This window comes from Pseudoalteromonas sp. Z9A4, assembly GCF_011378845.1.
GTDB classification, from domain to species: Bacteria; Pseudomonadota; Gammaproteobacteria; order Enterobacterales; family Alteromonadaceae; genus Pseudoalteromonas; species Pseudoalteromonas arctica.
This window is the reverse complement of record NZ_WTLA01000003.1, coordinates 131,246-143,608: the sequence shown is the minus strand read 5'-3', so window position 1 is coordinate 143,608 and position 12,363 is coordinate 131,246. Positions and strand designations below refer to the sequence as shown.

8 protein-coding genes and 1 pseudogene are annotated in these 12,363 nt (G+C 38.0%); 4 read left to right on the top strand and 5 right to left on the bottom strand.

Going from position 1 to position 12,363, the window contains the following annotated elements:
- Positions 1-17 precede the first annotated feature (17 nt).
- Positions 18-1,361, top strand: a complete 1,344-nt coding sequence (gene gntU / locus GQR54_RS04015) for a gluconate transporter (protein WP_166376616.1) — start codon at positions 18-20, stop codon at positions 1,359-1,361.
- A 92-nt stretch (positions 1,362-1,453) separates the two neighbouring features.
- Here the strand turns inward: gntU and gntR are convergent, their stop codons facing one another.
- Positions 1,454-2,464: a gluconate operon transcriptional repressor GntR gene (gene gntR / locus GQR54_RS04010; protein WP_166376615.1), complete on the bottom strand. Its 1,011-nt coding sequence runs from the start codon at positions 2,462-2,464 to the stop codon at positions 1,454-1,456.
- Between the two features lie 225 nt (positions 2,465-2,689).
- On the bottom strand, positions 2,690-3,961 hold the full coding sequence (locus tag GQR54_RS04005; RefSeq protein WP_166376614.1) for an aminotransferase class I/II-fold pyridoxal phosphate-dependent enzyme: 1,272 nt from the start codon (positions 3,959-3,961) through the stop codon (positions 2,690-2,692).
- 564 nt (positions 3,962-4,525) lie between these two features.
- Between GQR54_RS04005 and GQR54_RS04000 the strand changes: the two genes are divergently transcribed.
- Positions 4,526-5,686 (top strand): protein kinase family protein, encoded by a 1,161-nt coding sequence (locus GQR54_RS04000; RefSeq protein ID WP_166376613.1) that lies wholly within the window; start codon positions 4,526-4,528, stop codon positions 5,684-5,686.
- Positions 5,687-5,802: 116 nt separating this feature from the next.
- On the opposite strand, the pseudogene GQR54_RS03995 reads toward GQR54_RS04000, so the two are convergent.
- Positions 5,803-6,042 (bottom strand): annotated as a pseudogene (locus GQR54_RS03995) (S46 family peptidase); the annotation flags it as partial.
- Between the two features lie 210 nt (positions 6,043-6,252).
- Between GQR54_RS03995 and GQR54_RS03990 the strand changes: the two are divergent.
- On the top strand, positions 6,253-6,459 hold the full coding sequence (locus tag GQR54_RS03990) for a ParD-like family protein (RefSeq protein WP_024596935.1): 207 nt from the start codon (positions 6,253-6,255) through the stop codon (positions 6,457-6,459).
- Entirely contained in the window at positions 6,452-7,228 is a 777-nt protein-coding gene (map, locus tag GQR54_RS03985) for a type I methionyl aminopeptidase (RefSeq protein WP_166376612.1), read from the top strand. Before GQR54_RS03990 ends, map begins: the two co-directional genes overlap by 8 nt.
- A 788-nt stretch (positions 7,229-8,016) precedes the next feature.
- On the opposite strand, the gene GQR54_RS03980 is transcribed toward map, so the two are convergent.
- Together GQR54_RS03980 and GQR54_RS03975 are read right to left on the bottom strand one after the other, a co-directional pair.
- On the bottom strand, positions 8,017-10,101 hold the full coding sequence (locus GQR54_RS03980; protein WP_166376611.1) for a bifunctional diguanylate cyclase/phosphodiesterase: 2,085 nt from the start codon (positions 10,099-10,101) through the stop codon (positions 8,017-8,019).
- A gap of 456 nt (positions 10,102-10,557) precedes the next feature.
- Positions 10,558-12,345: a PDZ domain-containing protein gene (locus GQR54_RS03975; protein WP_166376610.1), complete on the bottom strand. Its 1,788-nt coding sequence runs from the start codon at positions 12,343-12,345 to the stop codon at positions 10,558-10,560.
- Positions 12,346-12,363 lie beyond the last annotated feature (18 nt).

Sequence of the window (12,363 nt, the reverse complement as noted above, 5' to 3'; positions counted from 1 at the left end):
AATATAAGTAGGGAAAAATGTCAGATTTATCATTAATACTAACAGCGGCAGGCTCCATATTTTTATTGCTTTTCTTAGTAATGAAAGTACGACTACATGCTGTCGTCTCTTTGATCCTTGTTTCTATGATTGCAGGATTATTCTCAGGAATGAGCCCTGAAATAATTGCCGCTACAATTCAAAAAGGAATGGCTGGAACACTAGGCTTTGTAGCGGTGGTGGTCGCTTTAGGCGCCATGTTTGGCAAAGTAATGGAAGAAACCGGCGCGCTGGATCGTATTGCCCACACACTTTTATACCGTTTTGGAGAAAAAAACGCTAATTGGGCGCTTACCTTTACGGGCTTTATTTGTGCCCTCCCCCTGTTTTTTGATGTGGCCGTTGTACTTTTAATCGGTATTGTTTTTGCTGTGGTAAGAAAAGGCGGTGGCAGCGTTGTTAAAATTGGTATTGGGCTACTTGCTGGGATAGCGTCTTGTCAGGCGTTTCTTATTCCTGCGCCAGGGCCGATTTTGGTTGCCTCTCAATTAGGCGCTGACTATGGTTATATGATTTTATTTGGCCTTATTGCTGCCATACCGGCAATGATTATAGGAGGTCCAATTTGGGGCTCTATTATTTCTAAATCTATTCATGTAGAACTCCCACAACACGAACAAATCGACGATAACCAAAGAGTTGGTAAAGGCACACCTAGTTTTGGATTAGCATTAGGTTTGATTGCTTTGCCATTAATTATGATTAGTTTAAATACTATTGGTAGTCGCTTTGCTGAAAAAGACTCTGATTTATATAATTGGTTAGCCTTTATAGGTCATCCATTTACTGCAATTTTAGTTGCCTGCCTAATGGCATTTTATTTGCTCGGCGCAAGGCGCGGTGTCCCTAATGCTAGAATCATGGAAATTTGTGGTAGTGCCTTACAACCTGCGGGAATTATTATTCTTGTCACTGGTGCCGGTGGGGTATTTAAACAAGTATTAGTTGATTCAGGAGTAGGTACGGCACTGGGTAATTACTTAGCTGGCTCAGGCTTACCGATTGTAATACTCGCTTTTGTATTATCAGCCGCTGTGCGGGTTATTCAAGGCTCAGCGACAGTAGCTATGCTTACAGCGTGTGGCTTAATCATTCCAATGCTTCAGCCTTTAGGCCTTGATGGAGCGCAGCTTGCCGCTGTCACTATCGCTATTGGTGGGGGCTCTATTGTGCTCTCCCATGTAAACGACTCAGGATTTTGGTTAGCGAGTCGCTATCTCGGTTTGAGCGAAATGCAAACTCTTAAAACATGGACGGTAATGGAAACCATTATTGGTACTGTTGGCGCACTTGTCGCTATGATTATTTCTCTGTTTTTGTAAAATTACAGTGCGTAGAGCTATCACACATATAAAAATTACCTGAGCCTTTTGTTATTTAGGCTCAGGTAATTAAGCTCATGTAATTTGAGTATTTAAACACTTTTACCTAGATGAACTATATAACCAGTATCAATTACTTGCTTATAATTCATGCTCGTATCCAAATCGGAATTAATCCGGCTCAACAATTCTCTTCCCGCAACATTACCTATCTGATAACGAGGTGTGATCACACTTGCTAATTGAGGCACCATTGCTTGGCCAATATCATGGCCATGAAAACCCACAACCCCCATTTGGCTAGGCACTAAAATGTTGTTTCGCTGGCACTCAAAAATAGCCCCAATTGCTAAATCATCATTAGTACAAAACAAACAGTCAGTATCTGGATAGTCAGTACGCGCTTTTTGTAAAAGTTCAGCGCCTAAACTGTAAGATGAAGCTTGATCAGTCATCACACTTTTAGGCGTAAAGCCTTTAGCTAACATAGCATCTGAATAGCCTTGAAATTTTAGGCGTGTTCGTACATCGAGCCTTGCTCCAATATAAACAATATTACAATAGCCTTTATTTAAAAGTGCTGTCGTCATATCAAAAGCGGCTTTAACGTTATCAAAACCAACCGCTTGCTGCATAGGAGAGTGATGAGTATCCATTATTTCAATCACAGGTACGCCTGACATTTCAATCATTTTTAGCGTTCTGTCTGTGTGTGTGGTTTCTGATAAAATTAAACCATCAACGTGGTACGACAATAAATACTCAACCCGTTTTTCTTCAATTTCAGGGTTGTAACCATAATGGGCCAACATTGTTTGGTATCCTGCAGGCCCTGTTACATCTTCAATGCCTTTTATAACTTGAGCAAATACGTGGTTCGTTAACGATGGAACGAGTACACCAATAGAGTAGCTTTTAGCATTAGAGAGTAAATCAGGGGCTTTATTTGCAATGTAACCTAGCGTATCAATAGCTGCACTAATTTTAGTGCGAGTAGACTCTGATACTTTTTCGGGATTACGTAAATAACGACTCACCGTCATTTTGGTTACACCAACCGCATCGGCAATATCTTGAAGAGAAGAACGTTTGTTTTTTTTCATCACACACAATTAAATAAAATGTTACTTGTAACATACCAACTATTGTGAAAAATCACTACTTTTAGCCATTTTTATTTAGGTTAAAATAATAAATATTTAGCCTACCGCCTGTATTTAAACTGTTGCTAACTGAATGGTTAAAAAAGTTTAGAAAACCTAAACCTTTTTAACAAACGATACTGTATTTACAGTAAAGCTGAACAAGCATTTCTAAATAATGTAATTTTAAGCTTTATCGAGCGCTTGGCTTACATCGGCAATTATGTCTGCAATGTTTTCAATACCAACCGACAAACGAATTAAATCGCGACTTACGCCCGCATTAGCAAGTTCTTCATCATTTAGTTGGCGGTGTGTGGTTGACGCAGGATGGCACGCAAGCGACTTGGCATCGCCAATATTAACTAAGCGTAAAATCATGTTTAGCGCATCAATAAAACGAGTACCTGCTTCTAGACCACCTTCAATACCAAAGCTTAAAATACCCGATGCTTTGCCACTGGTAATTTTTTGGCTCATTTCGTTATACGGGCTTGATTTTAATCCTGCGTAATTAACCCAAAGCACTTTTGGATGATTTTCTAAATACTCAGCCAGATGCTGTGCATTTTCGCAGTGGCGATCCATTCTTAAGCCTAAGGTTTCAAGGCCGATTAAAATGTCAGATGCGTTTTTAGGCGCAAGCGCTGCGCCGGTATTTCTAAGTGGCACTACTCTACAACGCCCAATAAATGCAGCTTCAGCAAAGGCTTCGGTATAAACCACATTGTGATACGACGGATCGGGCTCGTTCATCATTGCAAAACGTGTAGCATTCGCTTTCCAATCAAATTTTCCTGAGTCGACAATCATGCCGCCAATAGCAGTACCGTGCCCGTTTATATACTTTGTAAGTGAGTGAACCACTATATCGGCGCCCAGCTCAAATGGGCGGCATAAATACGGCGTAGCCACGGTATTATCAACAATAAGCGGCACACCTTTGCTGTGTGCAATACGTGCTAAACGTTCAATATCAACAATATTACCTGCAGGATTACCAATAGATTCACAAAAAACAGCGCGGGTGTTGTCGTCAATTGCATTCTCGAACGCGGTAAAGTCATCGGCCTTTATCATGCGTGCTTCAATACCTTGCCTAGGTAAGGTATGTGCAAATAAGTTATACGTGCCACCATATACTTGGCTGGTACTCACAATATTAGTGCCTACTTCGCACAAGCATTGAATAGCATACGTAATAGCGGCCATCCCAGAGGCCACGGCTAGCCCACCAATACCCCCTTCCATCGCAGCAATACGTTGTTCAAGTACGGCATTGGTTGGGTTCATTATGCGGGTGTAAATATTTCCAGGTACTTTTAAATCAAATAAATCAGCGCCATGCTGCGTATTATCAAATGTATAAGAAGAAGTGTGATAGATAGGCACGGCTGCCGATTTGGTCGTAGCCTCAGATTCGTAACCGTGGTGCAGAGCTAATGACTCTAATTTCATAATTATTTCCTTCAATTAATTTACCACTAAGCTAGCACTTCTTGGCTATAAAATGCACATGAAATATAGTAAAGAATGCTGAGGTGGTTTGATTTAAGTTAAAGGCAGTGATTAGCAGACATTCCAAGGCTAAATAGCAACTAGTCAGCCCTTTTACTAACAATATAATAACCCACCCCAAGTATAATATTTATTATTGGTAATAATTTACACAATTTGCTATTAATAGAAGCCCATAAAATAAGGATATTCCAGCGTAAAAAATAAAAGTATCCTTCAATAAACCTGCAGTGTAATAAAAGGAGTTATTAGTATGTCAAAAGTGTTCGAGTTAAAATAAAACAAAAATATTGCCATAAAAATGAGTTGTGGAGTGACATTAATTTGCGCTACATACATATCATTCCATAACATATTTGTAGGACTAGGTTTAGCTGTCGTCTCTATTCTCATAACTTACTCTGTATTAAGTAAGAAAGGTAGTTGGTTCTCTTAGTTATAACTTGAAACTATTTGCGTAACGTTATTCATACCAAGCAATCAAAGTAAGGCTATACAATATTAATGAATGCTGAAAACGCCATAGAGAGCCATCACCGAAAGCTCTCTGATATTTTAAATAATGAGTTCGAAAATCTTTACGAATCAATTAAGAGTGACAAGTTAAGAATTTTATTCTCTACGCTTCACTCTAGCGTCACTAGTCTTTTTGATTCGATGAATAATAGACTTCCGACAGATGAAGACTCGGCTCACTTCTGGGCAGAACCGAGTAGAGATCTCATTAGCTCTATAGAAACCATTGAAGCTTTAGAGAGATCTTTAAAGAACTCTGAACATGCATTCTCTATCGAGGAGTACCACCGAGACAAGCTTACTTTTTGCAAGAGCTTTTTAAGCAAAAGTGGTGGGAGTACAATTCCCGCTTATACTGAAAAGTTAGAGCTCTATTACACTATCCCGATATTTTTTCCACAAAGCTCTGTAAAAATTGAGAATAAAAATAATACAGCTGACCTAAAGGCGCTTGGTAGCGGATCTTATGCAAACGTCTATAAATATTTCGACAGTTTCTATCTTAAAAATTTTGCTTTAAAACGAGCAAAGAAAGATCTAAATGCAAAAGAAATTGAAAGGTTCAGGCGTGAGCACGAACAAATGAGCATGCTAAGCTCACCATATATTCTCGAAGTTTATGGGTTCAATGAAAAAAACAATGAGTATGTTATGGAATTTATGGACAGCTCTTTAGATAAATACATGTTAAAAAATAATTCCACGTTGTCGTTCCAAGATCGCATTAAGTTAGGATTACAAATCCTCAGAGCTTTCTCGTACATACATTCCAAAAGTATTTTACACAGAGATATTAATCCTAAGAATATCTTACTTAAAGAATATGATGATGTAGCAGTAGTGAAAATAGCAGATTTTGGACTAGTGAAAATCGTTGATAGTGAACTAACTTCGCCTGATTCAGATTTTAAGGGGTACTATAATGATCCAAGCTTAGTTACGGAAGGCTTTGATAGCTATAGTATTTTGCATGAAACATACGCGTTGACTCGCATTTTATATTATGTGTTAACCGGAAAAAGTAAGACTGAAAAGTCACCAGAAAATGTCCGTGATTTCATTAATAGAGGTCTTAGCAGCGATAAGGCTATTAGATTTAAGAATATTGACGAATTAGGCAAGGCTTTTCAAACCATCACGCCAATGTGATTTGGCCGCGTACCATAAAAAGCCCTGCAATTAGTAGCCATAAATAAGCGAATCAAACACCAACAAAAAAGGCGCTTCCTTTACGGTAAGCGCCCTTCTCTTATCTCACTAATTACTTATTTTACGATTGTCATTTCGTCTAACAAGTTTTGTGCATTATCTACTTTATCCATTACCCACAGCATGTAGCGTGAATCAACGTGGATTGAGCGATTAAGCTCTGGGCTATAATTCCAATCACCAATAATACTTTCGTAAACACCGTCAAACAGTAAGCCTACAAGCTCTGCTTTACCGTTAAGTGTTGGCGAACCTGAGTTACCACCTGTTGGGTCATCATTTAATAAAAAGTTAACAATCATTATTTTGAGCGAAGTAAACTCCTGCCTACAGGCATACTATAATCATTAAATTTATTAACCTAAAAATACAGTTTAAGAGTGCTAGCCGTATAATTAAATATAAACACAAAGGGTAGTGAGCAAAAACATACTGTAAAACGTCTATGTTGACATAACAACCCTCAATGTATACGATTTACATATAAATCATATACGGTATATATAATGGGAATAGTGAAAATATCAGATGGGCTGCATGAAGAAATTAGAAAATCGAGTAATATCATGTCCAGATCTATCAATTCACAAGCAGAGTTTTGGATTAAAATAGGCATGCTTGCTGAGTTAAATCCGACACTTACCTACCATGAAATAATTAAAAAACAACTTATAAAAGAAAAGCTTACTATTCAGGATCTTTTACATGAGTAAAGCAACAATAAAGACTGATGCAGAAATTGAGCTCATGAGAGAATCAGGAAAGCTTTTAGCTCAGGTATTTAAAATGCTTGATGATTTTATTTGCGAGGGCATAACTACGTTAGATATAGACACTAAAGTAGAAAGCTATATTACCAATGTGTTACATGCTCGTCCTGCCAGTAAAGGCCAATATGGCTATCGGTATTCATTGAACTCATCTGTTAATGACGTAGTGTGCCATGGTGTACCCAATAATATTTATAAATTAAAAAACAAAGATATTTTAAATATTGATATTACCTTAGAGAAGAATGGTTATATCAGTGATTCAAGTAAAATGTATACTTTTGCAGCGACAAGCTCAGAAGCCAAACGTTTGGTTAAAACGACTTATGATGCTATGTGGGAAGGTATTAAGGTGGTAAAGCCAAAAGCAACGCTTGGTGACATTGGCTATGCTATTCAAAAGCACGCTGAATCTTCTGGCTATAGTGTAGTACGTGAATATTGCGGTCATGGTATTGGTAAAGAAATGCATGAAGAGCCGCAAGTTTTGCACTATGGTAAACCTCATACAGGGTTAGTACTTGAAGCAGGTATGACCTTTACTATAGAGCCTATGATCAACCAAGGTTCCAAGAAGGTAAAAACTAAAAAAGATGGATGGACCGTCGTAACAAAAGACAAGAAACTTTCTGCTCAATGGGAACATACCGTTCTAGTAACAGAAACGGGCTTCGAAGTTTTAACACTTCGCGATGAAGAGAAGAGTGCTTAGCAAAACTAAGCATTATTTGCGCGAGGTAAACTCCCGCCTACAGGGCTGGCGTTATATTTGTAGGCGGGGCTTTATGTCGCGCTTTTGCGTTTCTGTTTTACTGCGCGCGAGGTAAACTCCCGCCTACAGGGCTGGCGTTATATTGTAGGCGGGGCTTTATGCCGCGCTTTTGTGGTTTTCCTATATTTGCGCGAGGTAAACTCCCGCCTACAGGGCTGGCGATATATTTGTAGGCGGGGCTTTATGCCGCGCTTTTGTGGTTTTGCGTTTCTGCGCGCGAGGTATACTCCCGCCTACAGGGCGGGCGTTATATTTGTAGGCGGGGCTTTATGCCGCGCTTTTGTAGTTTTGCGTTTCTGCTTTACTGCGCGCGAGGTAAACTCCCGTCTACAGAGCTGTTGTTATATTGGTGAGCGGGGCTTTATGCCGCGCTTTGCGGTTTTCCTATATTTGTGCGAGTTAAACTCCCGTATAAAGAAGAAAAACAATTAATTAATCAGTTAACTCCCTACAAAAAGGCGCTTCCTTCACGGTAAGCGCCCTTCTCTTATCCACTTATTACTTATTACTTATTACTTATTTTACGATTGTCATTTCGTCTAATAAGTTTTGTGCGTTATCTACTTTATCCATTACCCACATTATGTAGCGACTAATGTAGCTACAAGAGGTTTTAAACGCATTATAGAATCCTTTTTATTTGTTTCTATAACAGGTTACTCGTCAGTAGCTAATTAGGTCAATAGCCGTGCAATGATATGTTACAATCAAGTGTTTAATCTTATTAATTATTTAAAATTCATTGAAAAATCAAGAAACTGTTTTGCTGGTATTGGTTTGCTAAAGTAAAAACCTTGCATAAAATCACAGCCCAACTGTTTTAATAAAGTATGCTGCTCTTTTGTTTCTACACCTTCGGCTACAACTGTCAGTCCTAAACTGTGCGACATAGCAATTATTGCTCTTACGAGGTTAAAATCTTCTTTATTTAATACGATGCCATCAATAAAACTTCTATCTATTTTGAGTACATTAAAAGGGTACTCTCTCAAATAACTCAATGATGAATAACCAGTACCAAAGTCATCCAGTGATAAGTTAATGCCTAATGCAGTGATTTCAGTCAATATATCAACAACATTAGTATGACAACTCATCAATACTCCCTCCGTAATTTCAAATTCTAAACTTTCGGGATTTACATCAGCGTCGATCAGTGAGTTTTGAATAAAACGAAGTAATCCCTCATCTCTAAACTGACGAGGAGATAAATTGACTGCCATTGTATATTTTTGCTCGTGTTTACAACTACCTTGCCACTCATTTAAGAAGTGTAATGCTTGGCTAATCACAAACTTGCCAATAGGCACTATTAACCCAGTATTTTCAGCAATAGGTATAAATTCATCTGGTGTTACGTTGCCTAATACGGGGTTATGCCACCTTAATAAAGCTTCTGCGCCAATAATATGTTTATTTTTAACATCAAATTGGGGTTGATAGAATAATTCGAACTCATTGCGTTCAAGCGCTGAACTCATTTGCTCTTCAATTGCTAAACGCCGTTGGATAACTACGTTCATTTGTTTTGCAAAAAAAGAATAAGTATTTCGGCCGAATGCTTTAGCTTGATACATTGCGGTATCTGCATTACGTAGTAAATCCGAAGCTGAACTGCCGTTTTCAGGATACATAGCAATGCCTGCACTCAACGTAACCATTAATTCGCGGCCTTCTATTTTAAATGGTTCTCTAAAGTTTTTAAGTAATTTATCAATTATAGCTAGCGCACTTTTTGCACAGGTTAAGTTTGGTAATAATACAATAAACTCATCGCCTCCTAGTCTTCCTACCATACCGCTATCACTGATAGTTCCCTGAAGCCTTGCAGCTGCTTCAATTAATAGTTTATCGCCAACTTCGTGCCCAAGTGAATCGTTTATTTTTTTAAAATCATCTAAATCAAGAAAACATACAGCGGCATTACCTTTATGTTCATTTGCACTTTTCAAAATTTCAGATAACTTATCTAAAGCTAAAAAACGATTAGGAAGTGATGTTAAGCTATCAAAATAGGCTTGATGGCGTATCAGTTCATCTGATTTATGTTGTTCAGTAATATCACGTACAATAACCATAACTTGCTCATATTGAGGTACATGATTTATACGAGCTTCAAAATATACGGTGCCTTTAGGCAGTTTTAGTTCATATTCAAAGCTAACCATTACTTTTTGTTTTAGTGCTAGGGCAATATTAACCTGAAATTTAATCGCAATTTCATCAGGTAATACTGCAAACATTCTTTTACCAATAAATTCATCTGGATTAACATATAGGTTATTCTCATTGCTGGCGTGGTAGTCAACTATGGTGCCATCTTCTTGCATTAAGAAAAATAAATCAGGAATTGCTTCGAATATGGTTTCAAGCATTTTTTCTTTGAAGACAGCCTGCCCTTGGGCCTTTTTTACATCGGTTAAATCAATATCTATGCAATACATTTGTTTAATATTATATTGATTTATAAACATTACATGACTTGAAAAAACACACACCTGCGCGCCATTTTTACGCTGCAGAATAAGCTCCGCTGCAGGGATTTCTTCATCATTATTAAGCCAATTTGTATGAGCAGATACAACCGCATCTTGCATTGGGGGAGGAATAATTAAATCTTCAAGTTTTTGTCCAGAAGCTTCCTGTGCACTATAGCCATAAAGATACTCACTACCTTTATTCCAATAAATTACACGTCGTTGTTCGTCATACCCTTGCACAGAAATAGCATTAACCGCATCAAATAATTGATGGAGGGGGTCATTTGTAACAAATTGATGAGTTAGCGCATTTACAACTTTATCTATTTTCATTTCGATGACAGGGATCAAGAAGAACTTACTAATAATAATAGTATTTAATGACTAATTTTTCTCTAAAAAATGCGCTTAAATTAGTAATTAGTTTGATTTTAGCAATAAAACAAGATGATCGTTTGTTTTTCATACAGCAACTTTATCTAAACAGATTCTGTTTGAGTCAAAATGTAGCTGTATGCTCTGAATTATCAGGCCTATAGCTCACTCTATTATTTTATGATACTAATTTAGTCTTGAAATTACTTTTGATAAACTCAGTGTAAAGAACATGACAACTTTCCTCTGTTAACATTATTTCATTTTTTTAACATACCTAATTTCAATACACTAAAATTCAAGATTTACTTATCTTTATATATGAAACTAAAACTACACCAACACATAACATGATCCACACTGTAATACTGTGAATCACGTTATGAAATCAACATAACAATATAAGTATTATAGTTATTTGCTAATTATATCATTTGGATGCTCTACGCCTATCCACGCTTTAAATAGCGCTTTTTGCTCATTTGTTGCGTCTTTATTGACAACTACTTTTTTAGGTTTATCAAAATCTTCTGATAATACTAATGTTAAGCTTTCAAGAGCATCGCGACGAAGATAGTCAATGGTTACTTTATCGCCTTTTTTAAACGTTTCTAAGCTGGTTTTTAAATCTTTACCTACGTGATGCTTGTTTATTGCGACAATTTTATCATCGGTAGTTAAACCCGCTTTCCATGCGCTTCCATCACGGCGAACGTAACTTAGCGTAAGTAACTCGCCCGTGTTTTTAGCAGTAGCGTCAATACTTGCAAGCGCTTTTGCTTTTTCAGGCCGCTCAAATTTCAAGCCTACTTTTGAAAGTAAGTCATCAAAGTTGATACTGGCAGGCGACTCTACATTGTCTTGCCACCAGCTCGAGTAATCACGTCCTGTTAAATCTTTTAAGATATTAAGCACGTCTACGTCTGTAAAACCAGCTGGCATTTTATAATTGTTATAAAGTGCTTTGTGAACGTCGCGATAGCTTATTTTACCTTGGCTTTTTTCAAGTAGGTCGATATCTAAAGCTAAAGAGAGTAACGAGCCCTCTGAGTAAATGTTGGTGCTGTAGTTACGTGCATGATCGCCACCTTGGTTAATCCATTTATCAAAGCTTGTTTCGCTTGCGCTTTGCACTTCACGACCCGGTGTTTGTAAATGGCTATTAATGGTTTTGCTCATCACTTTAAAAAATTCATCTGTGGTTTCAATACCAGAGCGAACCATCAAATGGTCTTCAAAATAACTTGTTGAACCTTCAGCGATCCACAGTAGTTTTGAGTAGTTCATGTTTGTGTAATCGTAAGGCACTAAACCCTGTGGCCGATATGCTTTGACATTCCACGTATGAACAAACTCATGCGCAGCGGTACTTATAAAGGCTAGGTAATCTTCGCGGCTACCAAATCGGTCTCGTGGACGTTGTATAATCGTTGAGTTTAAATGCTCTGTAGCACCACCCGCTCCCGATGTAGCATGAACCATAAATACATAACGTTCATACGGATAGCCATCCCAAATTACATTGCCAGTAGCAACTAATTTTTTAAGATCGGTAAGCATTTGCTCTACGTCGTAGTTACCCTCGCCCCATATAACTAAATCATATTCACGGCCATCTACTTCGAATGTGTGTAGTTGGTTAATGCCCGTTTCGATTGGTGAATCAACAAGCACGTCGTAGTCGGCTGCTTTAAATGAATTTTTACCTTTTAAATTGTCCATACCCGACACAGAGCGCCACTTTTTAGGCACGTCTAAATTAACGGTTACTGGCTCTTGGCGAAATGACTCGCTAAACATAAAAAAGCCTGACGCATCTATAAATGCATGACTGTCGTCAATGTGGCGAGCGCGCTTACCAAGTTCGTTTGCATACACTTGATAGTCAACATTAACTTCTGTTGGCTCATTGAGGTGTATACGCCATGTGCTATGGTCAATTTTTTCCCACTTTAACTCTTTGCCGGCTTCATCTTTAGCTTTGAAATAACGAACGCCATTGGCAAGGTTCAGCATTTCATAGCGACCTGTTCGCCAAGCTGGAAGTTTTATATCAAGATGTGCTTGCGCTGTTTTTGGAAACTCTACACTTACATCACCTAAATGATGTTGTGGTTGCGAGATTTCTAAAGAATAATTTACGTCGGCAAATACAGGCGCTGAGCATGCAGCTAGAATAGAAAGGACTAATAACTTTTTCATAGAGACTCTTAGTGGAAA